Genomic DNA, 25,907 nt, shown 5'->3' with positions numbered 1-25,907 from the left:
GCTCAAAGCTTCTCCAGCTGCGCGCGCGCCTGCGCGGCCCCGCTGCCCTGCGGCTGCAGGGCGAGGTAGGTGCTGTAGGCCTGCTTCGCCTTGGCCTTGTCGCCGGCGTTGAAGTAGGCGTCGCCCAGGTTGAGGTGGGCCACCGCGCGCGACGGGTCGATCTTCAGGGTGTTTTCCAGCCAGCGCGCCGCTTCGGCGTAGCGCTGCTGGCGGTAGTAGACGAAGCCGAGGTTGTTGGCCGCCTGGGCAAAGTCCGGGCGCAGCTTCAACGCTTCGGTGAACTGCGCGACGGCTTCGTCGTACTGCTTCTCGCGGTAGAGCTGCAGGCCACGGTCGTTGGCCTGCTGCGCGCGCTGGCGGTCCGAGGCCGGGCCGGCGGTAGGCACCACCAGCCTGGCCTTGCCGCCCTGCAGGTCGGCCACGGTCACCGGCGCCTGCGCGCCCTTGGCATCCTGCGCGGCATCGACCTTGTTGTTCAGTGCGATGGCATCGGCCGTCAGCTGGCGCGTATCGGCGTTGAGATATTCCTGGCTGTCCGGCACCTGGAACACGAACTCGCCGCCCTGCGAACCGGGCAGGCTGCCGAAGGCCGGGGTCTGCTGCGAGACGGCCGACACCGCCGGCGCCACATAGGCGGCCAGTTCGGTGCCGGTGATCAGGCCGTCGCCATTGAGGTCGCCCTTGCCTGCCAGGGCCTGCAGCAGCACCCAGGTGAACACCGAGTGGCCGTTCGGGCCGGCGTCGGCCACCTGCTGGTCCGCGCCGCCGGCGGTCAGCATCTGCCGCGCGCTGCGGCGTGCGTTCTCGCGCAGGAACGACGATGACGACGGGCCACCGCGGGTCAGGCCCAGGCCGCTGTAGCAGGCGTCCATCACGAACATCACGTGCTTGGCCTGCATGCTCTCGGCGATGTTCTGGATGTCGGTCATCGCGATGGCGTCGGTGGCGAATTCCTTCGGGTCCGAATCCACCGGAATGATGTAGCCCAGGTCGCGCCCGGAGGCGAGCTGGCGGGTCGCACCGTGGCCGGCGAAGAACACGAACACCCGGTCGTTCCTGCCGGTGCGGTCGTCGGCCAGGCGGTCGTGGAAGGCGGCCAGGATGTTGTTGCGGGTGGCCTGCTCGTTCTTCAGCACGATCACCTGCGAGGACGGGAAACCGAACTGGCCGGTCAGGGTGTCGGCCACTGCCTGTGCATCATGGCTGGCGTATTCCAGCTTCGGCCATTTGGCGTAGTTGTCGATGCCGACCACGATCGCCCACGACTTCTCGTAGCCGGTGGTGACGGTGGCATCGCTGCTGGCACCCTTGCGTGCACGGGCGACGGTGAACTCGCGGCCGTTCCAGCCGGCGAACTGGTAGCCATCGGCAATCAGCCGATCCAGGATCTGCGGCAGCGCCTTCACCGCGCGGTCGTGGATGTCATGGAACAGGATGATGCCGCGCTGTTCCTTGTTCACCTGGCCCAGCACGCGCTGCACGATCGATTCCGGCACCGGGTCGGCCCAGTCCATCGAGTCGATGTTCCACATGATCGACTTCAGGCCGGCTTCGTTGAGCAGCTGCAGGCCTTCAGCGTTGCGTGCGCCATAGGGGAAGCGGAACAGCGGCGCACGCTTGCTGTCGACATCCTTCAGCAGGGTGTCGGTGTCCAGCACCTGCTGGCGCAGTGCCTCGCCCGTGGTGCGCGACAGCTGGGCGTGGGTCAGGCTGTGGTTGCCCACCGCGTAGCCCTCTTCCATCAGGTTGCGGCTGATCCTGGCCATCGGGCCCAGGCTGACCTTGCCGTCGGCTTCGACCTTGCCCAGGTTGCGGCCCACTTCGAAGAACACGCCCGGTACGTCGTAGCGCTTGAGGATGGCCACCACTTCATCGGTGTAGGCCTTGTGCGGGCCGTCGTCGAAGGTCAGCACCACGGTCTTGGCCGGCAGGTCGCGGCCGAAGATCTCGCGGTCGCTGTCCTTCATCGACATCGGGTACGGCTCGATCACCCCGTAGTCGCGCAGGATCGCCTCGCGGCTGTAGTCCTTGTGCAGGTGGGCGATGTAGTCCTCCCACTTCTCGCGCTTCAGGTCGATGGCGCGGGTGCGCTCGAAGCGGCTGAAGATGCGGGTCAGTTCCTGGTTGTAGTTGCGCTCGATCTCGTCCAGCGCGTCCAGGTCCTCGCCGATGCGCTGGTGCAGCTTGACCGCCGGCAGCGAGGAATCGGCACCGACGCGGTCGTGCAGGTCACGCAGCACTTCGCGGAAGGCCAGGCGATCGGCATCGAACAGTTCCGGGGCCGATTCGATGTAGTCCAGCACGGTGCCCAGCGTGGCGAAGCGCTGCGGGCTGCCACCGCGCAGCAGGCTGTCGAACTGCGCGGCGATGGCCGTGCGCTGTTCCAGACCATCGTGGAACAGCTGCTGGCCGATGCGGGCGGACGTCTGCCTGTCCGCATCGTTCTGCGTTTCTTCATCGGCCAGCAGGACCACGATGCGGCGGTAGCCATCGAGCTGGTTCTGCAACGCGGCCAGCAGCGGTGCGGCGGCCGGATCGGCGGCGGCGGCGGCCTGTGCGCTGGGCTGGCTGACAGTAGCGGTGGCGGGCTCCTTGCCCTCCTTGTCGCCGCAGCCGGCAACGGCCAGGGTCAACAGCAGCGAGGGCAGGAACAGGCGGAACGACGGCGCACGCGGCATGGCGGACTCGGAGACTGGGGACGCGGTGTGCGGGCGATTCTAACCCTGCATGCGAAAAGCCCGCCTTGCGGCGGGCTTTTGCGGGTCGGTCGGCTTATTTCTTCTTGACCGGGGCCGGGGCGGTGGTCGCCGGCAGCGGCTCGCCGCCGTGGCGCTTGGTCATCCACCACTGCTGCAGCAGGCCCAGACCGCCGTTGACCACCCAGTACAGGACCAGGCCGGACGGCATGAAGGCCATCATGACGCCGAAGACCAGCGGCATGAACTGCATCATCTTCTGCTGCATCGGGTCCATGCCCGGTGCCGGGGTCAGCTTCTGCGTAGCCCACATCACCGCCATGTTGATGATCGGCAGGATGAAGTACGGGTCGCGTGCGGTCAGGTCCTGGATCCAGCCCAGCCACGGCGCCTGGCGCAGTTCGACCGACTCGACCAGCACCCAGTACAGGGCGAAGAAGATCGGCATCTGGATGAGGATCGGCAGGCAGCCGCCCATCGGATTGATCTTTTCCTTCTTGTACAGCTCCATCATCGCGGTCTGGAACTTCTGGCGGTCATCGCCATAGCGTTCCTTCAGCTGCGCGATGCGCGGCTGGAAGCGGCGCATCTTCGCACCGCTCTTGTACTGCACGGCCGACAGCGGGTAGAGCACCAGCTTCAGCAGCACCACCAGGCCGACAATCGCCCAGCCCCAGTTGCCAACCAGCTTGTGCACTTGGTTCAGCACCCAGAACAGGCCCTGGCCGATCACCGCCATCATCGAGAAGCGGCTGTAGTCGACCACGCGGTCCAGGCCCGGCACGTCTTCCTTGGCGATCTGGTTGACCAGCTTCGGGCCGACCCACAGGCGCGCTTCGGTGCTGGTGGACTGGCCCGGGGCCACGGTGAAGGCCGGGCCACGCGCTTCGATCAGGTCACGACCGGCCACCTGCGACAGCACGTAGTGCGCGGTCTGGTCCTTCTGCGGGATCCAGGCAGTGAAGAAGTGGTGCTGCAGCATCGCCAGCCAGCCGCCGGTGATGTTCTGGTTCAGCGCGCCGTCGTCCAGATAATCCTTGAACGCACGACGCTGGTACTTCTTGTCGTTGTCGTACCAGGTGGCACCGTTGAAGCTGAACGAATCCGGGTTGGTCATGTTCCGCGACAGGATGGTCGGGGTACGGTCCAGGGTGCGGTAGACGTAGCCGTTCCACGGGGCGGCGCCGGTGTTGCTGACTTCGTCCTTGAAGCGCACGGCGTACTCGTTGCGCGAGACGGTCAGGGTGCGCTTGATGGTCACGCCGTTGTCGGCGGTCCACACGAACGGGATCTGCAGTTCGTTCTGGCCGTCGGCCAGGACGAAGTCGCGGACGTCACCGACCAGCTTGAAGCCATCGGCGCCCGGCACCGGGGTGTTCCTGTCCTCGCTGGCCCAGCCGCTGATCGCGCTGTACGGATGCGCGGGGTCTTCGGTCAGCAGGCGCACCGGCGCACTGCCTTCGTCCTTGGACTGCGGGAACTGCAGCAGCTCGGCGTCGAGCACGCGGCCGCCGTCCACCACCAGGCGCAGCACGTCGGTGGTGATGGTCACGCGCTGCGCGGCCGGGGTGGCGCTGGCCTGGGCCTGCTGCGCCGCGGCCTGGCCCGGGGCACCGGGGACCTGCGCGCTGGGGATGCTGCCCGGGGTCGCGCCTGGAACACTCTGTGCGGCCGCCTGGGCCGAGGGCGTGGTCGGAACGGGAGTCGGGACAGCCTTTTCACGGCCCCACTCCATCCACAGGAGCACGGCCACCATCAGCCAGGCAAAAATAAGGAATACGCGGGTCTGGTTCATCAGCGGGCAGGCTCGGCGGTGCCGGGACGCGATGCCGGCTCGGTCAAAGAGGGAGATGCAGTGCCATCTGGCGGCGGCATTGTGCCGTCCGCGCCCGGCGCGGGCAATGCGCGCAGGCGCCGCAGCAGGCGCAGGAAGGTCTGGCGGATCTCGTCGTTGCTGGCAGAACGCGCAGCACTACGGGCCACGACGACGAAGTCGCCTGGCTGGATATCGGTTCGTGTCTGACGCAGGATATCGCGCAGGACGCGCTTGATCCGGTTACGCCCGACGGCGTTCGGATCAACCTTGCGGGAAACCGCCAGACCCAGCCTGGCCGGCCGGTCAGCCGGCAGCCAGTGCAGGGTCATCAGCGGATCGGACACACGGCGGGCGCCGTTGAAGACCGTTGAATATTCGGCACGCGTGCGAACCCGCGCAGAGCGAGGAAATCGCTTGCGCGGGTCTGCAGTATTCACTGTCGAAGGGATTGCGTCTGCCGCGATGTGCGGCATGGCAATCAGGCGCTCAGGACTTTGCGGCCCTTGGCGCGGCGACGCGACAGGATCTTGCGGCCGTCAGCGGTCTTCATACGGGCACGGAAGCCGTGGTCGCGCTTACGCTTGAGGTTGCTGGGCTGGTAGGTGCGCTTGGTGGCCATGTGGGCCTCTCGTATGAATGGGACGGGAAAGAACCGGAAATTCTAGAGAGGTCTCCCCCCTCGCGTCAACCCCTGGTGACTACGCGAATTCATCGGCCTGTGCAATAGCTGTGGATGTTTTTGTGAATAAGTAGGGGACAAGCATTCCGAAGCCGGGCGCTCGGTGGTAGTCTGAGCCATCCATTTCCCCCTTTCAGGCCTGTGTTTGGGCGCATTGTCGCGCCTATCCACAGGCCACCGGACGATTATTGCCGATGGATGCCTGGTCCCGAAGTCTCGAACGCCTTGAAGCGGAGTTTCCGCCGGAAGATGTTCACACCTGGTTGAAGCCGCTGCAGGCCGATCTGCGCGCGGACAGCCTGGTGCTGTATGCCCCGAACGCCTTCATCGTCGACCAGGTGCGCGAGCTGTACCTGGCCCGGATCCGCGAGCTGCTGACGCACTTCGCAGGTTTCGGCGACGTTTTCCTTGAAATCGGCTCGCGCCCGCGGCCCTCTGAGGCGCAGAACGCGCCGGTTTCGAGTGCATCGACGGCAGTGGTGGCCGAGCCGCAGGTGCCGTTCGCCGGCAACCTGGACAACCACTACACCTTCGCCAACTTCGTCGAAGGCCGCAGCAACCAGCTGGGCCTGGCTGCGGCCTTCCAGGCGGCGCAGAAGCCGGGCGACCGCGCGCACAATCCGCTGCTGCTGTACGGAGGCACCGGCCTGGGCAAGACCCACCTGATGTTCGCCGCCGGCAACGCCATGCGCCAGGCCAACCCGGGTGCGAAGGTGCTGTACCTGCGTTCGGAACAGTTCTTCAGCGCGATGATCCGGGCCCTGCAGGAAAAGACCATGGATCAGTTCAAGCGCCAGTTCCAGCAGGTGGACGCGCTGCTGATCGACGACATCCAGTTCTTCGCCGGCAAGGACCGCACCCAGGAAGAGTTCTTCCACACCTTCAACGCGCTGTTCGACGGCAAGCAGCAGATCATCCTGACCTGCGACCGGTACCCGCGCGAAGTCGAGGGCCTGGAAGCGCGCCTAAAGTCGCGGCTTGCGTGGGGCCTGTCGGTCGCGATCGAACCGCCGGACTTCGAGACCCGTGCCGCGATCGTCCTGGCCAAGGCGCGTGAGCGTGGTGCCGAGATTCCCGATGATGTTGCGTTCCTGATCGCCAAGAAGATGCGCTCCAACGTGCGCGACCTGGAAGGTGCGCTCAATACCCTGACCGCCCGCGCCAATTTCACCGGCCGCGCGATCACCACCGAATTCGCCCAGGAAACCCTGCGCGACCTGCTGCGCGCCCAGCAGCAGGCGATCAGCATTCCCAACATCCAGAAAACCGTTGCCGACTACTACGGCCTGCAGATCAAGGATCTGCTGTCCAAGCGCCGGACCCGTTCGCTGGCCCGCCCGCGCCAGGTCGCCATGGCCCTGACCAAGGAGCTGACCGAGCACAGCCTGCCCGAGATCGGCGATGCCTTTGCCGGTCGCGATCACACCACGGTGCTGCATGCCTGCCGCCAGATCCGGACCCTGATGGAAACCGACGGCAAGCTCCGCGAGGACTGGGACAAGCTGATCCGGAAGCTGAGCGAATGATGCACGGACGCTGATGAGGCGTCATCGCACAAAACGGTGCAGAATCCGGTAGCAAGCGCGGGATGAGCTGTGGATAAAAAAGGCGTCGGAAAACGCGTCAAATTTATCCACAGCTTTCCCCCCCCCTGGGGGACGGTAATGCAGAGGGTTTCGAGGCTGGAAATCCTTTTTATTACAAAGACTTAGCATTGTTTTCCAGCGATTCTGTCTCTACCAGCACCACCAAGCTTTTGATTTATTCCACATTTTTTAAAGCATAGGGGCACGGAACCACATGCGTTTCACACTGCAGCGCGAAGCCTTTCTCAAGCCGTTGGCACAGGTCGTCAACGTGGTCGAACGCCGCCAGACCCTTCCGGTTCTGGCCAATTTCCTGGTCCAGGTGCAGAACGGCCAGCTGTCGCTGACCGGTACCGACCTGGAAGTGGAAATGGTGTCGCGGATCGCGGTTGAAGATGCCCAGGACGGCGAAACCACCATCCCCGCCCGCAAGCTGTTCGAGATCATCCGCGCCCTGCCCGACGGCAGCCGGATCACCGTCTCGCAGACCGGTGACAAGATCACCGTGCAGGCCGGTCGCAGCCGCTTCACTCTGGCAACCCTGCCGTCCAACGACTTCCCGTCGGTGGATGAAGTGGAAGCCACCGAGCGCGTGGCCATCGGCGAAGCGACCCTGAAGGAGCTGATCGAGCGCACTGCGTTCGCGATGGCCCAGCAGGACGTGCGCTACTACCTCAACGGTCTGCTGTTCGACCTGCGCGGTGATGCCCTGCGTACTGTTGCAACTGACGGCCACCGCCTGGCGCTGTGTGAAACCGACCTGGCCAAGCCCAGCGGTTCCAAGCGCCAGATCATCGTGCCGCGCAAGGGCGTGACCGAACTGCAGCGACTGCTGGAAAGCGGCGATCGCGAGATCGAGCTGGAAGTCGGCCGCAGCCACGTCCGCGTCAAGCGCGACGATGTCACCTTCACCTCGAAGCTGATCGACGGTCGTTTCCCTGACTACGAGGCGGTGATCCCGATCGGCGCCGACCGCGAAGTGAAGGTGGACCGTGAAGCCCTGCGTGCTTCGCTGCAGCGCGCCGCGATTCTGTCCAATGAGAAGTACCGCGGTATTCGCGTGGAAGTCTCGCCGGGCAACCTGAAGATCAGCGCGCACAACCCGGAGCAGGAAGAAGCCCAGGAAGAGATCGAGGCCGACACCACGGTCAGCGATCTGGCCATCGGCTTCAACGTGAACTACCTGCTGGATGCCCTGTCCGCCCTGCGCGACGAGGAAGTCATCATCCAGCTGCGCGATTCCAACTCCTCGGCGCTGGTGCGTGAATCCAGCAGCGAGAAGTCGCGCCATGTGGTGATGCCGCTGCGTCTCTGACGTTTGCGCTGTTCCACGTGAAACAGAAGACGCCCGGTAGATCCGGGCGTTTTTTTGTTCCACGTGGAGCATTGATGGGAATTGGGAGAACGGGAATTCTGCGTTGCCGCTTTGATCACTGCTTCCTGGATCGCGATGGATTCCTGGCTCGATGGATAAACGGCAGTCGTCGGATTCCGGGAAGTTCTCAGCAAACCGATCTGCCCTCTGCTGACGCCACTGTCCACAGCCTGGACTTCTGCTCGAAAGGCGCTGCCCTAGCTTTTAAATCTGGGTATAAATCTAAAGCATGGTGGTGATGGTAGGGCCAGATTTCGTGGAAAACATAGTTATCTAATTGATTTAAAAAGGATTTGTGTGCCTGAAACCCCCTGTATATGGGCACTTGGGGCTGGGGGGGAAGCTGTGGATAGTTTTCCAGACGGCTGAAATGCGCTTTTTTATCCACAGATTGCCCAGACCTTGTGTATAAGTCATACAGGCCCGCTGTGGACAGCGTGGAACGAGTTCCCTGAATTCTTTGAAATCTGTGGAACGCTTCGTAGCCCTGCCCTGCAGATTTCAAGGAATCCACGGTAACGTCGTCCGCTGCCTTGGCTGCAACGCGCGGATACGGTTCCACGCAGGGGTGAAATTCGCTGGATTCTGAGGGCGAGCACCCTGCTGGTTGCTGCAGATTTCAAGAAATCCAGGCCTTGCCAGCGTCCCTGTCCCATGGATTGGTCGCATCGATTTCCACGTGGAACCGCCTCGACTGCCGAGACCGGTGAACTCCACCAGCAAAGCCATGCCCGCACCGGCGGTCTTGACCGATGCAGTAAGCTGATGGATTCCCTGCCCTGCTACCGCCCCGAGCGGATGGTCCCCCGCGTCCCATGCTGATCCGCCGCCTCGCCTTGAACCAACTGCGCCGCTTCAGTGCCGTGGAACTGTCACCCCAGCCGGGCTTGAACCTGCTGACCGGTGACAACGGTGCGGGCAAGACCAGCGTGCTCGAGGCTCTGCACCTGATGGCGTATGGCCGTAGTTTCCGTGGCCGGGTGCGCGATGGCCTGGTTCGGCAGGGCCAGGAAGCGTTGGAAATCTTCGTGGAATGGGACGAACAGCGCGCCGATCACCCGCCGCACCGTCGCAAGGCAGGTCTCCGCCATAGCGGGCAGGACTGGAAGGGGCGTCTGGATGGCGAAGACGTTGCCCAGCTCGGCAATCTCTGTGCGGCACTGGCGGTTGTGACCTTTGAACCAGGCAGCCATGCCCTGGTCAGCGGTGGGGGCGAGCCACGCCGTCGTTTCCTCGATTGGGGCCTGTTCCACGTGGAACCAGACTTTCTTTCTCTGTGGCGACGGTATTCCCGCGCCCTCAAGCAACGCAATGCGTTATTGAAACAGGGCGGGCCCACGCGGATGCTGGATACCTGGGACCATGAGCTGGCCGAGGCCGGCGAACCGCTGACCAGCCGCCGTCAGCATTACCTCGAACGGCTGCAGGAACGGGCCATCGCCCTGGCAGCGGACCTGGCACCGCAGTTGGGCATCCAGGGTCTGGATCTCAGCCCGGGCTGGCGCCGGCACGAATTGCCACTGGCCGATGCGCTGCTGCTGGCCCGCGATCGGGACCGCCAGGCCGGTTATACCTCGGTGGGTCCGCACCGGGCCGACTGGAGCGTCGATTTCCACAGTATTCCCGGCCGGGACGCTCTCTCACGTGGCCAGGCCAAACTCACCGCCCTCGCCTGCCTGCTGGCCCAGGCCGAGGACTATGCCGAACAGCGCGGCCAGTGGCCGGTCATCGCGCTGGACGATCTGGCATCGGAACTGGACCGCACACATCAGGCCCGTGTCCTCGAGCGTCTGCTGGCCGGTCCGGCGCAGATCTTCGTAACGGCCACCGAGACCCCGGCGGCCCTGGTGGATCTCACCGATATCACCCGGTTCCACGTGGAACATGCACAGATCGTGGCTGTGCCATAGTGGCTACATCAGGGCCCACAAGGCCCGGCTGGTATAATTCAGGTTGCACCCCTTCTTACCCGGCCCATCGCCTCGTGCGGTGACCGATCTGCGGAGCCTACGGCAAGCGCAATGACCGACGAACAGAACACCCCGGTAAACAACGGCAACTACGACGCCAACAGCATCACCGCCCTGGAAGGGCTCGAGGCTGTCCGCAAGCGTCCTGGCATGTACATCGGTGACGTCCATGACGGCACCGGTCTGCACCACATGGTGTTCGAGGTCGTCGACAACTCGATCGACGAAGCCCTCGCCGGCCACGCCGACCATGTCGCGGTGACGATTCACGCTGACGGTTCGGTCTCGGTGTCCGACAACGGCCGCGGCATCCCGACCGGCAAGCACGAGCAGATGAGCGCCAAGCTGGGCCGCGAGGTTTCGGCGGCCGAAGTCGTGATGACCGTGCTGCACGCAGGCGGCAAGTTCGACGACAACAGCTACAAGGTGTCCGGCGGCCTGCACGGCGTGGGCGTCAGCGTGGTCAACGCGCTGTCGCAGAAGCTGCTGGTGGACGTGTTCCAGAACGGCTCCCACTACCAGCAGGAATTCAGCAACGGTGCTGCGGTCACCGCACTGGCAAAGCTGGAAGACACCACCAAGCGCGGTACAACCGTGCGCTTCTGGCCGTCGACCGTGGCGTTCCACGACAACGTGGAATTCCACTACGACATCCTGGCCCGTCGCCTGCGCGAACTGTCGTTCCTGAACTCCGGCGTCAAGATCGTGCTGGCCGATGAGCGCGGCGACGGCCGTCGCGATGACTTCCACTACGAAGGCGGCATCCGCAGCTTCGTGGAGCATCTGGCCCAGCTGAAGACCCCGCTGCACCCGAACGTCATCGCCGTCACCGGCGAACACAACAACATCGTGGTGGATGTGGCGCTGCAGTGGACCGACTCCTACCAGGAGACGATGTACTGCTTCACCAACAACATCCCGCAGAAGGATGGCGGTACCCACCTGGCCGGTTTCCGCGGCGCCCTGACCCGCGTGCTCAACAACTACATCGAGCAGAACGGCATCGCCAAGCAGGCCAAGATCAACCTGACCGGCGACGACATGCGCGAAGGCATGATCGCGGTGCTGTCGGTGAAGGTGCCGGACCCGAGCTTCTCCAGCCAGACCAAGGAAAAGCTGGTCAGCTCCGACGTGCGCCCGGCGGTGGAAAACGCCTTCGGCGCGCGCCTGGAAGAGTTCCTGCAGGAAAACCCGAACGAAGCCAAGGCCATCGCCGGCAAGATCGTCGATGCGGCACGTGCACGTGAAGCGGCGCGCAAGGCCCGCGACCTGACCCGCCGCAAGGGCGCGCTGGATATCGCTGGCCTGCCGGGCAAGCTGGCCGACTGCCAGGAAAAGGATCCGGCGCTGTCCGAACTGTTCATCGTCGAGGGTGACTCGGCAGGTGGCTCGGCCAAGCAGGGCCGCAACCGCAAGAACCAGGCGGTGCTGCCGCTGCGCGGCAAGATCCTCAACGTGGAACGTGCCCGCTTCGACCGCATGCTCGCTTCGGACCAGGTCGGTACGCTGATCACCGCGCTGGGTACCGGCATCGGCCGCGACGAATACAACCCGGACAAGCTGCGTTACCACAAGATCATCATCATGACCGACGCCGACGTCGACGGCGCCCACATCCGCACCCTGCTGCTGACGTTCTTCTACCGCCAGATGCCGGAGCTGATCGAGCGCGGTTACGTCTACATCGGCCTGCCCCCGCTGTACAAGATCAAGCAGGGCAAGCAGGAGCTGTACCTGAAGGATGACCCGGCGCTGGACAGCTACCTGGCCAGCAATGCGGTGGAAAACGCCGTGCTGGTGCCGGCCGCGGGTGAGCCGGGCATCGAAGGTGCCGCGCTTGAAAAGCTGCTGCTGACCTTTGCCGGCGCGCGCGATGCGATCGAACGCAATGCACACCGCTACGACCGCAACCTGCTCGAAGCGCTGGTCGACTTCGTGCCGATGGACCTGGCCCACCTGCGCGATGCCGGCGAAGGCCAGGGCCTGGATGCACTGGCCAAACGCCTCAACCAGGGCAGCCTGGGTAGTGCACGTTTCAGCCTGGAACTGCAGGAGCCGACTGACGAGCGTCCGGCCGCCGTGCTGGTGACCCGTCGCCACATGGGCGAGGAACACGTCCAGGTGCTGCCGCTGGCCGCCTTCGAGGGCGGCGAACTGCGCGCCATCTACCAGGCCGCCAGCCTGCTGCACGGCCTGGTCCGCGAAGGCGCCACCATCGGCCGCGGTGCCAAGTCGGTCGAGGTGGACAGCTTCGCCAAGGCGCAGAACTGGCTGCTGGAAGAAGCAAAGCGCGGCCGCCAGATCCAGCGCTTCAAGGGCCTGGGTGAAATGAATCCGGAACAGCTGTGGGATACCACGGTCAATCCCGATACGCGTCGCCTGCTGCAGGTGCGCATCGAGGATGCGGTCGCCGCCGACCAGATCTTCAGCACCCTGATGGGCGATGTCGTCGAGCCGCGCCGTGACTTCATCGAAGACAACGCGCTGAAGGTCGCCAACCTGGATATCTGATCCACGCTGTCCGTGGCCGGTGCGTGGGAACGCGCCGGCCTTCGCCCTTTGATTGCAGGTAATCGATGTCCGCTTCTGTCCCGGTCTCCGCTCCGCCGCCCGTTCCGCCAGCCTCCGCTGCGCCGCGCCGCCGGTCGCCCGTGGCGGCTTTCTTCATCGATCTGGGCATCGGCGCGGCCACGCTGTTCATCCTCAGCCTGATCAGCGGCATGGCGTGGGGGCTGTATCGCGGCATCCAGATCGGCTACGCCAGTGCCAAGGCTGGCGGTGGCGCCCCTGATGCTGCCAGCGTGACCGAGGCATTCGGCACCCCCGGGGCCCTTGCGCAGGTGCTGATGGCCCTGGTCGCCACCGGTGGCGCCGCACTGCTGCTGTACTTCTGGCGACGGCCCGCCAGCGCGGCCGAACGCCAGGCCTCGGCGCAGGCGCTGCGGCGCCCGTCCACCTGGGGGTGGACACTGCTGGTGGCCACACTGATCGTGATCGGCAGCAATGGCATTGCCTTCCTGGCCAAGCAGCTCGGCATTGAACCGGTGCCGACCAACCTGGCCCTGATGCAGCACGCCATCGAGCGTTTCCCGCTGTTCCTGATGCTGTTCGCGGTGGTGCTTGCCCCTGCCTATGAGGAACTGCTGTTCCGCCGGGTGCTGTTCGGACGCCTGTGGCAGGCCGGCCGGCCCTGGCTGGGCCTGCTGCTCAGCAGCCTGGCGTTTGCCCTCATCCACGAGATTCCCGGCACCAGCGCCAATGGCCCGGCCGAGATCGCCCAGCTCTGGCTGGTCTACGGCGGCATGGGTGCTGGCTTCTGCTGGCTGTACCGGCGCACCGGTACGCTGTGGGCCGCCATCATCGCGCATGGCCTGAACAACGCCGTAGCGCTGGCCGCGCTGGTGTTCTTCGGGTCAATGTAAGGCCGTGGCCGCTTGACGAAAAATTAAGCGGGCCCGGTCCACACTGCCTGCATGAACACGGGGGATTCCATGAAATCACTGCTGCTCGCCCTGCTCATCACCGCCCTGGTAGGGGCGTGCGCGACCACCACCTCACCCACCGGTCGCCGGCAGATGGTGGGTGGGGTGTCGCAGGCCCAGCTTGACCAGCTGGGGGCTCAGGCCTTTGCCGAGACCAAGCAGAAGGAAAAGATCAGCACCGATGGCCGCCAGAACGCGTACGTGCAGTGCGTGGTCAACGCGCTGGTGGCGCAGCTGCCCGCACAGTACCGTGGCGTACGGTGGGAGACGGCGGTGTTCGTCGACAAGGAACCCAATGCCTTCGCACTGCCCGGCGGCAAGGTCGGGGTGAATACCGGCATCTTCACTGTCGCCAAGAACCAGGACCAGTTGGCGGCCGTGATCGGCCATGAAATCGGCCACGTCATCGCCCGCCACCACGAAGAGCGCATTACCCGGCAGATGGGAGCGCAGACCGGACTGGCCGTGCTCGGCGCGCTCGCAGGGGCCGCCTATGGTGATGGCGCAGCCGGCACGGTCAACCAGCTGGGTGGCACAGCCGCGCAGACGGCCTTCCTGCTGCCGGGCTCGCGCACCCAGGAATCAGAGGCCGACGTCATCGGCCAGCGGTTGATGGCCGAGGCCGGTTTCAATCCGGCCCAGGCCGTGGATCTGTGGCAGAACATGATGGCCGCCAGTGGCGGACGCAGCCCGCAATGGCTGTCCACCCACCCCGATCCGGCCAACCGGATCCGCAAGCTGCAGCGCGACGCCCCCTCTCTGACACCCGCGTATCAGCAGGCCCAGGCGGCCGGTCGCAAGCCAAAGTGTGGGTGAGTGCGCAGATTCATGCTGTACTGCAGCACATAAAACGATTTCTCACGCCATCTGTTTCTGATACGTTTGGCGGCTCAGATTTTTCTGACAGTCCGACTTTGCCGCTGACGGCGGTTCGATCGAGGTGAACGATGATTTTCCGCAACCACAAAGCTGTGCTTTCCGTCCTCATCGCGACCGCCCTGACCGGCGCCGTGGTCACCGATGCCTTCGCCCAGTCGCGCTCGTCCGAGCGTGGCAACCGCGGTGGCAAGCAGGCCAAGGCAGAAGTCCTGTACCCGAATGCCACCCGTGAGGAGCCGAAGGAAAAGGCATCCGCGAAGATGGGCAAGCAGCTGCAGAAGCTGATTGACAACTACAACGAGCAGAAGTTCCCGGAGACCCTGGAAGTCGCCCGCGAAATCCTGGGCAACAGCGCCTCGAACAACTACGACAAGTCGCTGGCCGCGCAGCTGGCGTCGCAGGCCGCTTACCAGACCGACGACACGCCGGGGGCCATCGGCTATCTGAAGCAGGCCATCGAACTCAACGGTCTGGACAACAACGGCCACTACCAGTCGATGGTGATGCTGGGCCAGCTGCAGCTGCAGGAAGACCAGACCGCTGAAGGCCTGGCCACGCTGGACAAGTACTTTGCCGAGAGCAAGTCGAACAAGCCGGAAGAACTGATCGCCAAGGGCCAGGCCCTGTACCAGCTGCAGCGCTACCAGGAAGCGATTCCGGTCCTGCAGCAGGCCATTGCCGCCTCGCCGGAGCCGAAGGACAACTGGAACCAGCTGCTGATGGCTGCCCTGTCCGAAGCCGGCCAGACCGGTGAAGCGGTCAAGACCGCCGAAGCACTGGCGGCCAAGAACCCGAACGACAAGAAGGCGCAGCTGAATCTGGCCAACATGTACATGCAGGCCGATCAGATGCCCAAGGCAGCCGAGGTGATGGGCAAGCTGCGCAGCAGCGGCCAGCTCACCGAAGAGCGCGAGTACAAGCAGCTGTACTCGATCTATGCCAACACCGAGAACAAGGAAAAGGACGTCATCGCGGTCATCAACGAAGGGTTGCAGAAGGGCATCCTGAAGCCGGACTACCAGGTTTACCTGGCGCTGGCCCAGTCCTACTACTACTCCGACCAGGTGCCGCAGGCGATCGAGGCGTGGCAGAAGGCTGCCCCGCTGTCCAAGGACGGTGAGACCTACCTGAACCTGGCACGCGTCCTGCATGCCGAAGGTCGCGTTCCCGAGGCCAAGAAGGCCGCCCAGGAAGCTCTGGCGAAGGGCGTGAAGAACCAGGCTGATGCCAAAAAAATCATCAACCTGAAGTAAGTAGGAATAACGCCTGAACGCCTGCACGGTTGATGCGCAGGCGCTCAGGATTGGTATAAGCTTGGAGGTTCCTGCGGTGTCATGCACCGCTGATCAGGGATCCCGCCCCCGGGATTCCGGCCCCACTATTGAGCTCTTGGCGCATGACGGAACAACTAGTCGTTCACCGGTACGAACAACCCGATGACAAGGGGCTGAGCTGGCCTCGCATCGTCGGCATCGCGTTTGTAATCGCCCTGCATCTGGCCGCCTTCATGATGCTCCTGATCCCCGCTGTGGCCCCCAAGGCCGTGGCCGAGAAGGAGCGCAACGTCATGGTGACCATCGTCGACGCGCCGCCGCCGCCACCGCCGCCGCCGCCGCCGCCGCCGCCGCAGGACACCCCGCCGCCGCCGGTGAAGAATCTGTCGCCGCCGAAGCCGTCGCCCGTCCCGCCGCCGCCGCAGGCGCCGGTCGTCGACGTGCCGGAACCGCGCCCGAACGACATCGTCACCCCGCCGTCGCCGCCCTCGCCGCCGTCGCCGCCTGCCTCGATCGAGGCCAGCGTGGACATCTCGTCGAAGGCCATGAATCCGCCGCGCTACCCGCCGGCCGCTTTCCGCGCTGGTATCCAGGGCGAAGTGATCCTGATCATTGATGTCGATGCCCAAGGCAACGTCACCAATGTCACGGTGGAAAAGTCCAGCCGTAACCGCGACCTGGACCGTGCTGCGATGGAAGCTGCCCGCAAGTGGCGTTTCAACGCCGCTGAATCTGGCGGTAAGAAGGCTGCTGGCCGCGTCCGCGTCCCGGTCAACTTTGCACTGAACTGATGCGAGCGGGTGGCCGCCGGCCACCCCTCCTCCGGTTCGATTGTTTAGCTTAGCTACACCCTTTATCACCACACACAACAAAGGTAAGCGTCATGCTGCAGGAACTTTTCATCGCCGCTGCTGCCGGGGGCAATCCGTCCAACGCCCTGTCGCAGATGGGCTTCGAGCACCTGATCCACGAAATGACCACCCAGCCGGGTGACTTCGCTGTTTCCTGGGTGGTGCTGCTGACCCTGATCGTCATGTCGGCCATGTCCTGGTACTGGACCGTCATCAACATCTTCCGTTCGGTCCGCCTGAAGAGCGCCGCCGACCGCGTCGTCAGCCTGTTCTGGGATACCCCGAACGCGCAGGACGCCATCCGTGCGATGGAAGAACAGCCGGCTTCCGAGCCGTTCTCGAAGATCGCCCTGGACGCTGCCCAGGCGGCTGCCCACCACCAGCGCGCTGAAGGCGGCGCCACCGGCGGTCTGGGTGAGAACCTGAGCCGTTCGGAGTTCGTCGACCGCGCCCTGCGTCAGGCCGTGACCCGCGAAAGCAACAAGCTGCAGTCGGGCATGACCCTGCTGGCCACCGTCGGTGCAACCGCTCCGTTCGTCGGTCTGCTGGGTACCGTGTGGGGCATCTACGGCGCGCTGATCAAGATCGGTGCCACCGGCTCCGCTTCGATCGACGCCGTTGCCGGCCCGGTGGGTGAAGCGCTGATCATGACCGCCATCGGTCTGTTCGTCGCGATCCCGGCCGTGTTCGCCTTCAACTTCTTCAGCAAGATCAACAGCGCGACCATCAGCAAGTTCGATACCTTCGCGCACGACCTGCACGACTTCTTCGCCACCGGTTCGCGCGTCCGCTGATTGCGGCGCGCGTCACCCTGCGACGAACCAAGTAGTCACCAAGATCTAGACGGAGCCCGTTATGGCTTTCAGTAGTGGTAACAGCGGCGGCCCCATGGCCGACATCAACGTGACGCCCCTCGTGGACGTGATGCTGGTGCTGCTGATCATCTTCATCATCACGGCGCCCCTGATGTCCCACAAGGTCAAGGTGGATCTGCCGGAGGCCAATCTGGTCCAGAAGCCGGATGACACCAACGACCGCAAGGGTCCTATCACCCTGGCAGTCAAGGAAGACGGCTCGATCTACTGGAACGACGAGGAAATCAACAAGCAGACTCTCGAGTCGCGCTTGGCGACCGCCGCCCAGCAGACCCCGCAGCCGCCGCTGAACCTGCGTGGTGACCGCACCACCAAGATGCGCGTCATCAACGACCTGACCAAGGTCGCGCAGGAGCAGGGCATGCTGGACGTCGGCTTCGTCGCGACCAAAGAGAAGGGGCAATAAGCCATGGCATTCAGTAGTGGTGGTGGCAAGGGCCCCATGGCCGACATCAACGTCACGCCCCTCGTGGACGTGATGCTGGTTCTGCTGATCATCTTCATCGTGACCGCGCCGATCATGACGTACCCGATCGCCGTGGACCTGCCGCAGCGCGTGCTCAACCCACCGCCGCAGCTGGTCGAACCGCCGCCGCCGATCGAACTCAAGATCGACGCCAGCAACCAGGTCTCGTGGAACAACAGCCCGATCAGCACGCATGATCTGCAGCAGCGGATGGAGCAGGAGGTCCAGCGTGACCCGACCAACCAGCCCGAACTGCGCATCGATGCGAGCCCGGATTCGGAGTACGACGTGATGGCCAAGGTTCTGGCCGCCGCGAAGAACGCCCAGATGAAGAAGATCGGCTTCGTGCAGCAGTAATACGTAATACCGCAGCACAACAGTCATGACGCGACTGCAGACGCCCCTGGAGACAGGGGCGTCTTTTTTTGTACGGGGTCGTATCCCTTTCCGCAGGAAAGCGCCCTGACCCCATCACCACGCTCGTGCCCGCTATGATCGGCGCATGCTCGCCCTCTTCGATTCGCTGCGCCTCTGGCTCGATGGCATCGCCCACCTGGGAACGATCCTCGCCGTCGCCTACCTGCTGTACCTGCTCGCCCTGACCGGCTGGATCATGCTGCAGAAGCGCGAGCCGGTAGCCACGCTCAGCTGGATCCTGTCGCTGGCGCTGCTGCCCTATCTCGGGCTTTTCATCTACTACCTGCTGGGCCCGCAGAAGGTGAAGCGGCAGCGCCTGCGCCGCGGCCGCGCACGTTCGGGCATGGAGCACTACAGCGATGTCTGCCCGCCCGATGCCGGGTGCACCGAACTGGCCAAGGTGGCGCAGGCCACCACCGGCCTGGCGCCCAGCAGCGCCACCGAAGTGACCTGGTTGGTGGATGGCGCGGCGACCTACGCTGCGCTGCTGGAGGCGGTGGCCGAGGCGCGCGACCACATCCATCTGGAGTACTACATCTTCAACCCCGACCACGCCGGCACCGCCCTGCGCGATGCCCTGGTCGAGCGCGCGCGTGCGGGCGTGGAGGTGCGCCTGCTGCTCGACGCGGTGGGCTCATCATCTTTACCGAAACGCTTCCTGCAGCCGCTGCTGGATGCCGGCGGTGAAGCGGTGTGGTTCCACCCGCGGCAGCTGCTGAAACCCTTCAAGCGGCCGTGGTTGAACCTGCGCACGCACCGCAAGCTGGTCATCATCGACGGTCGCCTGGCCTTCACCGGCGGCATCAACATCACCGACGAGGAAGACGAAAGCCGCAACGCCAACGCGTACCGCGACCTGCACATGCGCATCCGCGGCCACGTGGTGCGCAGCCTGCAGCTGGTGTTCGCCGAGGACTGGCTGTACGCCAGCGGCCAGGAGCCGTCGCAGTTCAATGTTGCCCGGATGTGGCCGGCGGACATGCCATTGCGCGGCGACGGCAGCATTGACGCCCAGGTGCTGGTGTCCGGACCGGATTCGGGCTGGGAAACCATCCATCGCCTGCATGTGGCGGCCATCCAGGAAGCCAATGAGCGGGTCTGGCTGGTAACGCCCTACTTCGTGCCCGGCGAGGCCGCGCGCATGGCCCTGACCTCGGCGGCACTGGGTGGCCTGGACGTGCGCCTGCTGGTGCCGAAGATGAGTGATTCCTGGTTCGTCACCCAGGCCGCGCGCTCCTACTTTGACGAACTGCTGCACGCCGGGGTGAAGATCTACGAGTACGGGCCGCGCATGCTGCACACCAAGGCGTTCATCGCCGATGACGATGTCTGCATTGTCGGCAGCGCCAACTTCGACCACCGCAGCTTCCGGCTCAATTTCGAGCTGTCGATGATGATCAGCGACCGCGACCGCGTGGCGGAACTGGCCACGCTGCTGCAGGCCGAGTTCGACAGCGCCAGCCGCGTGCACGATGAGGCCGGCCGTTCGCTGTGGCTGCACCGCCTGCCGGAAGCCTTCGCCCGGCTGGCCTCGCCGCTGCTGTAAGGCGGCGCTACACTGCGGCCGATGACCGGGGAGGACTGGATATGTACTGGCTGTACCTGCTGCTGGCGCTCGGCTGCTTCGCCTTCGCGCTGAAAACCCCGAACATGGGCCTGATGTCGCTGGCCCTGCTGGCTGCCCTCGGCTTCCTGCTGGCGTGGGTGCGCGGCCGCTACGTGGCGCGCTTCGGTGACCTGCAGCGCGACCCGTCCACCCTGGTCGATGCCGAGGAACTGCGGCGCCTGCGGGAACAGGCCCGCGCGCAGACCGCTGACGGCACTCCCCCACCCTCTTCTGCCCCGTAGTCCCGTTCCATGACCCAGCTCAGCGTCAACGTCAACAAGATCGCCGTCCTGCGCAACTCGCGTGGCGGTACCGAACCCGATGTCGTGCGCGCCGCCCAGGCCTGCCTGGACGCCGGCGCCCACGGCATCACCGTGCACCCGCGGCCGGACCGTCGCCATATCACCGCCGAGGACGTGCTGGCGCTGTCCACCCTGACCCGCGCCCGGGGTGTCGAGTTCAACATCGAAGGCAACCCGTTCGCGCCGCCGCGCGAGGGCTATCCGGGCCTGCTGCCGCTGTGCGCGCAGACGCGCCCGGCACAGGCCACCCTGGTGCCGGATGGCGATGGCCAGATCACCTCGGACCATGGCTTCGATTTCGAACGCGACGCCGAGCGGCTGCGTCCCCTGGTGGCCGAACTGAAGGCCATGGGCTGCCGCGTCAGCCTGTTCGTGGATGCCGGCAATCCGCTGCTGGAGCAGGCAGCGGCGGTTGGCGCCGACCGCATCGAGCTGTACACCGGCCCGTACGCCGAAGCGCACGCGGCCGGCGATGCCGCCGCGATGCTGGACCTGTTCGCCACCGCCGCGCGCCGCGCGCAGGCCGTCGGCCTCGGCGTGAATGCCGGCCATGACCTTTCGCAGGACAACCTGCGTGACTTCCTGGCCGCGGTACCGGAGGTGCTGGAGGTGTCGATCGGCCATGCGCTGATCGGCGAGGCGCTGTACGACGGGCTGGACACCACCGTGCGGGGCTATCTGGCCCTGTTGTAATTGCCGACGCCGGGCATGGCCCGGTGCTATCGGCTGGCGCCCATCGCAGCTGCTGAGACATCCGTGGCCCATGCTTCCTGCCTGCTGCGGCGATGGTGCGTGCGCGAACACCTGAAACCTGTGGATAACACTGGGGTCAACGTACCTCCGGATCCGCCCCAACGCTTACAGCCACGTGAATCCTGGCCGCTTGCGCCGCCTGTGGTTAGCAATAATACTAATAGCTCTTGTTTGGCCGGAGGGCGCCATGCAACCCCACCCTCGCAACACCCAGGCCGCCATCAAGGGCCGGGGTTCCACCTCCCACCTGGCTGGCCGCTTCGAAAGCACGGTGAGCGAAGCCGTCGATGACGGCTGGGCCATCGACGAAAGCGAAGAATTCCTCGCCCCGCGCCTGCGCACCGAGGTGCGTGCCGAGACCGCGCGCAGCATCATCAGCCGCAACAACTCCCCGGACGTGGGTTTCAGCCAGTCGGTGAATCCGTATCGCGGCTGCGAGCACGGCTGCTCGTACTGTTTCGCCCGCCCCTCGCACGCCTATCTGAACCTGTCGCCAGGCCTGGACTTCGAAACCAAGCTGTTCGCCAAGACCAATGCGCCGCAGCTGCTGCGCAAGGAACTGTCGAAGCCGGGCTACGTGCCGCAGCCCATCGCGCTGGGCATCAACACCGATGCGTACCAGCCGATCGAACGCAAGTTCAAACTGACCCGCCAGCTGATTGAAGTGATGCTGGAAACGAAGCATCCGTTCTCCCTGATTACCAAGAACGCCCTGGTCGAACGGGATATCGATCTGCTGGCACCGCTGGCGGCGGAGAACCTGGTGAGCGTGCACTTCTCGGTGACGTCGCTGGATCCGCATCTGTCGGCGAAACTCGAGCCGCGCGCATCGGCACCACACGCGCGACTGCGTGCGATGAAGCGCCTGCATGAGGCGGGCATTCCGGTGGGCGTGATGGTGGCGCCGGTGATTCCCTGGATCAACGACAGCGAACTGGAAGCCGTGCTGGAAGCGGCGCACGACGCCGGAGCCGCCACTGCGGGCTACGTGCTGCTGCGCCTGCCCTTGGAAGTCGCGCCGCTGTTCCGCGACTGGTTGGACACGCATCATCCAGACCGCGCCGCGCACGTCATGAGCACCATCCAGCAGCTGCGTGGTGGCAAGGACTACGACAGCCAGTTCGGCACGCGCATGCGTGGCCAGGGCGTGTATGCAGACCTGTTGAACAACCGATTCAAGCTGGCGCGAAAGCGGTTGGGCTTCAACGCGCAGAACAGCCACTGGCCCAAGCTGGATTGCAGCAGGTTCTTGAAGCCGTTGCCGCCGCGGAAGGAATCACCGCAGGGTTCGTTGTTCTGATTGCGTAGAGTCGAGCTTGCTCGACTGAGAGCGGAGAAGCAGTCGAGCATGGCTCGACTCTACAGAGAGCGGAAAGCAGTCGAGCAAGCTCGACTCTACCCACCAAACAGCTTCTGTGCGCTCTGGAACAGGATCCAGCTGGTGGCGATGAACTTGTCGCCGCCCTGCGGCCGGTTGCCGCGATGGGTGTGGGTGAACGCGGTGGGCGCGATCAGCAGGCTGCCGGTGCGCGGTGCGATCTTGCGGCCCTGGAACAGGAACTCGGTTTCGCCTTCCTCGAAGCCGTCGTTGAGGTACAGCGTCCACAGCAGGTGGCGGTGCAGCGTTTCGGCCTGCGCATCCTTCGGGTACAGCTCGCAGTGCCAGTAAGGGTAACCGCCCTCGCCCGCCGCGTACCACTGCAGGTTGATCGCACCCGGGCGCAGGCAGGTGCGCGCGAGATCGGCCAGCTGTTCCGGCGCCATGTCGGGGAAATCCTCGGCTGACAGTCGGCGTGGCCCGTTGCTGTCTTCGATCTGCAACATCAGCGGTGCAATCAACGCCTGTGGATAACGGCGTAGATAAGTCTGCAGGCCGGCAAAAACCGCCTGCTGCAGGGCGTTGTCCACCTCGCGCCACGCATCCAGCCCACTGATGCGCAGATCCTTGCTGTGCTTGAGTTCGGGGAAGACGCCGCTGCCTACCGCGCCGGGCTTCAGGCCCTGGCTGCTGCGCATGCGGGCCACGATGGCGGCGCACACGTCACTGGGGACGGCGTTGTGGATGACTTCAATGAAATCGACCGGGCCCGGCTCGTGCATGCATGCAATCCTTCGGCGGCAAGGGCTTGATGGTGCCGTTTGCCGCCGCTGCTGTCACCCTGCGGTCATGTCATCGCTTTGCCATGACCGCTGTAGGAATTGCCTCACTCACGCGTTCTGCGCGTCATGTTGCTGGTGATAACGCACTGCCTCGGCCACTTCCTCGCGCGAGCCGAGGAACACCGGCACGCGCTGGTGCAGGTGGTTGGGCTGCATGTCGAGGATGCGTTCGCGACCGGTCGATGCGGCGCCGCCGGCCTGTTCAACCAGCAGGCCCATCGGGTTGGCTTCGTACATCAGGCGCAGCTTGCCGGCCTTGTCCGGTTCCTTCTTGTCCCACGGGTAGATGAAGATGCCGCCGCGGGTGAGGATGCGATGCACGTCGGCGACCATGCTGGCGATCCAGCGCATGTTGAAGTTCTTGCCGCGCGCGCCTTCCTTGCCGGCCAGCAGGTCCTGCACGTAGCCCTGCATCGGTGCTTCCCAGTGGCGCTGGTTGGACATGTTGATGGCGAATTCCTGGGTGGCCGCCGGAATCTGCATGTTCTCGGTGGTCAGCACGAACTCGCCGGTCTCGCGGTCCAGGGTGAAGGCATGCGTGCCGTGGCCGACGCTGAGCACCAGCTGGGTGCTGGGCCCGTAGATGCAGTAGCCGGCGGCAATCTGCCTGCTGCCCGGCTGCAGGAAGGCTTCATCGCCGGGCAGCTCGACGTTGGTCGGGCAGCGCAGCACCGAGAAGATGGTGCCGACGGAGACGTTGACGTCGATGTTGGAGCTGCCGTCGAGGGGATCGAACAGCAGCAGGAAATCGCCGCGCGGGTAGATGTCCGGCACCGGCTGGCTGTGGTCCATCTCCTCCGATGCGCAGGCGGCGAGGTGGCCGCCCCAAGCGTTGGCTTCCAGCAGGATCTCGTTGCTGATGACGTCCAGCTTCTTCTGCGCTTCGCCCTGTACGTTGCCGGTGCCGGCTTCGCCCAGTACGCCGCCGAGGGCGCCCTTGCTGACGGCGATGGAGATGCTGGTGCAGGCGCGGGCGACCACGGCGATCAGCTGGCGCAGGTCGGCGTTGATGCGGCCGGCGTGCTGTTCCTGGATCAGGAAGCGGGTCAACGAAGTACGGGACATGGGCGGGCAGGTCTCGGCAGCGGGAAAACGCCTATTGTCGCTGCTGTGCGCGGCGCGTGCGTGATTGGTTTGAGGCGAAATCGTTTACAGGGGCGTTGCGCTGGTGGCGCCTTCCTTCATGGAGGCGCAGGGCGAGGCACACCGTGGCCAGGACACGCCGTAAACCCATCCATGGGGGCTCGGTCGGCGCATCCATGCGCCTCACGGTCCTGGCCACGGTGTGCCTCGCCCTGCGCTTCAGGGTTCGCCGCGAGCGCGGAGGGTGTGGCAAAGGCAGGAGCAGGAGCAAAAACAAAGGCGCCTTTCGGCGCCTTCGTCTTCAAACCACTGGAGCGTTGCTTCAGCCCTTGGCGACGGTGGCAACGGCCTTGGCGACGTATTCCAGGTTGTTCTGGTTCAGCGCGGCCACGCAGATGCGGCCGGTGCCGACGGCGTAGATGCCGAACTCGTCGCGCAGGCGTTCCACCTGCTCACGGCTCAGGCCGGAGTAGGAGAACATGCCGGCCTGTTCGTTGATGAAGCCGAACTGCGGCGCACCGGCGGCGGCGAGCTTTTCGACCAGGCCCTGGCGCAGGGCGTGGATGCGCTCGCGCATCTCGGTCAGCTCCTGCTCCCACATCGCGCGCAGGTCCGGGTTGGTCAGCACGCCGGCCACCAGCGCGGCACCGTGGGTGGACGGGCTGGAGTAGATCGTGCGGATCACGCGCTTGACCTGCGACTGCACGGCCTTCGCATCAGCGGCGGTCGGGGCGACCATCGACAGCGCACCCACGCGTTCGCCATACAGCGAGAACGACTTGGAGTACGAGTTGGCGACGATGAAGCTGTCGATGCCGGCTTCGGCGATGATGCGCACGGCGGCGCCATCCTGCTCGATGCCCTTGTCGAAGCCCTGGTAGGCCATGTCGATGAAGGGGAACAGCTGCTTGTCCTTCAGGACTTCGGCCACCTGCTTCCACTGGCTGACGGTGAGGTCGGCGCCGGTGGGGTTGTGGCAGCAGGCGTGCAGCAGCACCACGGTGCCGGCCTGCAGCTTCTGCAGGTCGGCCAGCATGCCGTCGAAATCCACGCCATGGGTGGCGGCATCGAAGTAGGTGTACTCGACCACGTCGAAGCCGGCGGCGCCGAACACCGCGCGGTGGTTTTCCCAGCTCGGGTTGCTGATGGCGATGGTGGCGTGCGGCAGCAGCTTCTTCAGCACGTCGGCGCCGACGCGCAGCGCACCGCTGCCGCCGACGGTCTGTGCGGTGGTGACGCGGCCGGCGGCCAGCAGCGGCGAGTCCTTGCCGAACACCAGTTCACGGGTCGCCTGCGTGTAGGCAGGCAGGCCGTCGATCGGCAGGTAGCCACGCGGTTTGGCTTCGGTGGCGAGCTGCTGCTCGATCTGCTTGACGGCGCGAAGCAGCGGAATGCGGCCGCTCTCGTCGTAGTAGATGCCCACACCCAGGTTGACCTTGGTCGGGCGGCTGTCGGCGTTGTACGCCTCGGTCAGGCCCAGGATCGGGTCGCCCGGGACCAGTTCCACGTTTGCAAAGAAGGACACGGCGGTACTCGTTCTATTTGAGGGGGAGAAGAAGCGCGGGTCGCGAAGCTGCGGCCGGCGGCCGCAACCGGCCCATCGTAACAAAGCGTGCCACCGGCGCGGCGGCCATCGT

At 65.0% G+C, this 25,907-nt stretch carries 22 protein-coding genes; 15 read left to right on the top strand and 7 right to left on the bottom strand.

What is annotated here, in order from left to right; translation table 11 throughout:
• Positions 1–2 precede the first annotated feature (2 nt).
• The 4 genes from VER16_RS05850 to rpmH form a co-directional block, all read right to left on the bottom strand.
• The gene (locus VER16_RS05850) at positions 3–2,678 is read right to left on the bottom strand and encodes a polysaccharide deacetylase family protein (RefSeq protein WP_324806197.1); all 2,676 of its coding nucleotides are present in this window, start codon (positions 2,676–2,678) and stop codon (positions 3–5) included.
• 94 nt (positions 2,679–2,772) lie between these two features.
• A complete protein-coding gene (yidC, locus tag VER16_RS05845) occupies positions 2,773–4,491 on the bottom strand; it encodes a membrane protein insertase YidC (protein WP_324806195.1) in 1,719 nt (572 codons plus the stop codon).
• Positions 4,491–4,985: a ribonuclease P protein component gene (rnpA, locus tag VER16_RS05840; protein ID WP_324806193.1), complete on the bottom strand. Its 495-nt coding sequence runs from the start codon at positions 4,983–4,985 to the stop codon at positions 4,491–4,493. Before rnpA ends, yidC begins: the two co-directional genes overlap by 1 nt.
• Positions 4,986–4,990: 5 nt before the next feature.
• Positions 4,991–5,131: a 50S ribosomal protein L34 gene (gene rpmH / locus VER16_RS05835; RefSeq protein WP_005411729.1), complete on the bottom strand. Its 141-nt coding sequence runs from the start codon at positions 5,129–5,131 to the stop codon at positions 4,991–4,993.
• Positions 5,132–5,385: 254 nt separating this feature from the next.
• Here rpmH and dnaA point away from each other — a divergent pair, with 254 nt between their 5' ends.
• From dnaA to VER16_RS05760, 15 genes are all read left to right on the top strand, one after another.
• Positions 5,386–6,717, top strand: a complete 1,332-nt coding sequence (gene dnaA, locus VER16_RS05830; protein WP_324806191.1) for a chromosomal replication initiator protein DnaA — start codon at positions 5,386–5,388, stop codon at positions 6,715–6,717.
• A gap of 274 nt (positions 6,718–6,991) precedes the next feature.
• A complete protein-coding gene (dnaN, locus tag VER16_RS05825) occupies positions 6,992–8,092 on the top strand; it encodes a DNA polymerase III subunit beta (RefSeq protein ID WP_005411731.1) in 1,101 nt (366 codons plus the stop codon).
• An 875-nt stretch (positions 8,093–8,967) separates the two neighbouring features.
• Positions 8,968–10,062: a DNA replication/repair protein RecF gene (gene recF / locus VER16_RS05820; RefSeq protein WP_324806189.1), complete on the top strand. Its 1,095-nt coding sequence runs from the start codon at positions 8,968–8,970 to the stop codon at positions 10,060–10,062.
• A gap of 111 nt (positions 10,063–10,173) precedes the next feature.
• Complete coding sequence (gyrB, locus tag VER16_RS05815; RefSeq protein WP_324806186.1) at positions 10,174–12,633, top strand: DNA topoisomerase (ATP-hydrolyzing) subunit B; 2,460 nt, start codon at positions 10,174–10,176, stop codon at positions 12,631–12,633.
• A gap of 65 nt (positions 12,634–12,698) precedes the next feature.
• Complete coding sequence (locus VER16_RS05810; RefSeq protein WP_324806183.1) at positions 12,699–13,544, top strand: CPBP family intramembrane glutamic endopeptidase; 846 nt, start codon at positions 12,699–12,701, stop codon at positions 13,542–13,544.
• Between the two features lie 69 nt (positions 13,545–13,613).
• A complete protein-coding gene (locus VER16_RS05805) occupies positions 13,614–14,420 on the top strand; it encodes a M48 family metallopeptidase (protein ID WP_324806181.1) in 807 nt (268 codons plus the stop codon).
• Positions 14,421–14,551: 131 nt separating this feature from the next.
• Entirely contained in the window at positions 14,552–15,736 is a 1,185-nt protein-coding gene (locus VER16_RS05800) for a tetratricopeptide repeat protein (protein ID WP_324806179.1), read from the top strand.
• Between the two features lie 143 nt (positions 15,737–15,879).
• Complete coding sequence (locus VER16_RS05795; protein ID WP_414716026.1) at positions 15,880–16,548, top strand: energy transducer TonB; 669 nt, start codon at positions 15,880–15,882, stop codon at positions 16,546–16,548.
• Between the two features lie 92 nt (positions 16,549–16,640).
• Positions 16,641–17,402 (top strand): TonB-system energizer ExbB, encoded by a 762-nt coding sequence (gene exbB, locus VER16_RS05790; protein ID WP_108767146.1) that lies wholly within the window; start codon positions 16,641–16,643, stop codon positions 17,400–17,402.
• Positions 17,403–17,463: 61 nt separating this feature from the next.
• Positions 17,464–17,889 (top strand): ExbD/TolR family protein, encoded by a 426-nt coding sequence (locus VER16_RS05785; RefSeq protein ID WP_079224462.1) that lies wholly within the window; start codon positions 17,464–17,466, stop codon positions 17,887–17,889.
• A 3-nt stretch (positions 17,890–17,892) separates the two neighbouring features.
• Positions 17,893–18,306 carry a biopolymer transporter ExbD gene (locus VER16_RS05780; RefSeq protein WP_312706456.1) on the top strand — a complete coding sequence of 138 codons (414 nt, stop codon included), beginning with the start codon at positions 17,893–17,895 and terminating at the stop codon, positions 18,304–18,306.
• Between the two features lie 145 nt (positions 18,307–18,451).
• On the top strand, positions 18,452–19,912 hold the full coding sequence (gene cls / locus VER16_RS05775) for a cardiolipin synthase (protein WP_324806174.1): 1,461 nt from the start codon (positions 18,452–18,454) through the stop codon (positions 19,910–19,912).
• 41 nt (positions 19,913–19,953) lie between these two features.
• A complete protein-coding gene (locus VER16_RS05770) occupies positions 19,954–20,214 on the top strand; it encodes a hypothetical protein (RefSeq protein ID WP_324806172.1) in 261 nt (86 codons plus the stop codon).
• Between the two features lie 9 nt (positions 20,215–20,223).
• Positions 20,224–20,967, top strand: coding sequence for a pyridoxine 5'-phosphate synthase (locus VER16_RS05765; protein WP_324806170.1), 744 nt, complete (start codon positions 20,224–20,226; stop codon positions 20,965–20,967).
• Between the two features lie 247 nt (positions 20,968–21,214).
• The gene (locus tag VER16_RS05760; RefSeq protein ID WP_324806167.1) at positions 21,215–22,327 is read left to right on the top strand and encodes a PA0069 family radical SAM protein; all 1,113 of its coding nucleotides are present in this window, start codon (positions 21,215–21,217) and stop codon (positions 22,325–22,327) included.
• A 95-nt stretch (positions 22,328–22,422) separates the two neighbouring features.
• Here VER16_RS05760 and VER16_RS05755 read toward each other — a convergent pair whose 3' ends face one another.
• The 3 genes from VER16_RS05755 to VER16_RS05745 form a co-directional block, all read right to left on the bottom strand.
• Positions 22,423–23,127, bottom strand: a complete 705-nt coding sequence (locus VER16_RS05755) for a 2OG-Fe(II) oxygenase (RefSeq protein ID WP_324806164.1) — start codon at positions 23,125–23,127, stop codon at positions 22,423–22,425.
• A gap of 108 nt (positions 23,128–23,235) precedes the next feature.
• A complete protein-coding gene (locus tag VER16_RS05750; protein ID WP_324806162.1) occupies positions 23,236–24,252 on the bottom strand; it encodes a class 1 fructose-bisphosphatase in 1,017 nt (338 codons plus the stop codon).
• A gap of 340 nt (positions 24,253–24,592) precedes the next feature.
• A complete protein-coding gene (locus tag VER16_RS05745; protein WP_313466114.1) occupies positions 24,593–25,795 on the bottom strand; it encodes an amino acid aminotransferase in 1,203 nt (400 codons plus the stop codon).
• Positions 25,796–25,907 lie beyond the last annotated feature (112 nt).

It is taken from the genome of Stenotrophomonas sp. (assembly GCF_035634915.1).
GTDB lineage: Bacteria > Pseudomonadota > Gammaproteobacteria > Xanthomonadales > Xanthomonadaceae > Stenotrophomonas.
This window is presented reverse-complemented; position numbering and strand designations above follow the sequence as displayed.

Bases quoted from the DNA above. Each gene is read 5' to 3' on its own strand.
- yidC (WP_324806195.1), bottom strand. From the start codon at position 4,491: ATGAACCAGACCCGCGTATTCCTTATTTTTGCCTGGCTGATGGTGGCC.
- VER16_RS05850 (WP_324806197.1), bottom strand. From the start codon at position 2,678: ATGCCGCGTGCGCCGTCGTTCCGCCTGTTCCTGCCCTCGCTGCTGTTG.
- VER16_RS05765 (WP_324806170.1), top strand. From the start codon at position 20,224: ATGACCCAGCTCAGCGTCAACGTCAACAAGATCGCCGTCCTGCGCAAC.
- VER16_RS05770 (WP_324806172.1), top strand. From the start codon at position 19,954: ATGTACTGGCTGTACCTGCTGCTGGCGCTCGGCTGCTTCGCCTTCGCG.
- VER16_RS05800 (WP_324806179.1), top strand. From the start codon at position 14,552: ATGATTTTCCGCAACCACAAAGCTGTGCTTTCCGTCCTCATCGCGACC.
- rnpA (WP_324806193.1), bottom strand. From the start codon at position 4,985: ATGCCGCACATCGCGGCAGACGCAATCCCTTCGACAGTGAATACTGCA.
- VER16_RS05750 (WP_324806162.1), bottom strand. From the start codon at position 24,252: ATGTCCCGTACTTCGTTGACCCGCTTCCTGATCCAGGAACAGCACGCC.
- VER16_RS05755 (WP_324806164.1), bottom strand. From the start codon at position 23,127: ATGCACGAGCCGGGCCCGGTCGATTTCATTGAAGTCATCCACAACGCC.
- cls (WP_324806174.1), top strand. From the start codon at position 18,452: ATGCTCGCCCTCTTCGATTCGCTGCGCCTCTGGCTCGATGGCATCGCC.
- rpmH (WP_005411729.1), bottom strand. From the start codon at position 5,131: ATGGCCACCAAGCGCACCTACCAGCCCAGCAACCTCAAGCGTAAGCGC.
- dnaA (WP_324806191.1), top strand. From the start codon at position 5,386: ATGGATGCCTGGTCCCGAAGTCTCGAACGCCTTGAAGCGGAGTTTCCG.
- VER16_RS05780 (WP_312706456.1), top strand. From the start codon at position 17,893: ATGGCATTCAGTAGTGGTGGTGGCAAGGGCCCCATGGCCGACATCAAC.
- VER16_RS05805 (WP_324806181.1), top strand. From the start codon at position 13,614: ATGAAATCACTGCTGCTCGCCCTGCTCATCACCGCCCTGGTAGGGGCG.
- dnaN (WP_005411731.1), top strand. From the start codon at position 6,992: ATGCGTTTCACACTGCAGCGCGAAGCCTTTCTCAAGCCGTTGGCACAG.
- VER16_RS05810 (WP_324806183.1), top strand. From the start codon at position 12,699: ATGTCCGCTTCTGTCCCGGTCTCCGCTCCGCCGCCCGTTCCGCCAGCC.
- VER16_RS05795 (WP_414716026.1), top strand. From the start codon at position 15,880: ATGACGGAACAACTAGTCGTTCACCGGTACGAACAACCCGATGACAAG.
- recF (WP_324806189.1), top strand. From the start codon at position 8,968: ATGCTGATCCGCCGCCTCGCCTTGAACCAACTGCGCCGCTTCAGTGCC.
- VER16_RS05760 (WP_324806167.1), top strand. From the start codon at position 21,215: ATGCAACCCCACCCTCGCAACACCCAGGCCGCCATCAAGGGCCGGGGT.
- VER16_RS05785 (WP_079224462.1), top strand. From the start codon at position 17,464: ATGGCTTTCAGTAGTGGTAACAGCGGCGGCCCCATGGCCGACATCAAC.
- gyrB (WP_324806186.1), top strand. From the start codon at position 10,174: ATGACCGACGAACAGAACACCCCGGTAAACAACGGCAACTACGACGCC.
- exbB (WP_108767146.1), top strand. From the start codon at position 16,641: ATGCTGCAGGAACTTTTCATCGCCGCTGCTGCCGGGGGCAATCCGTCC.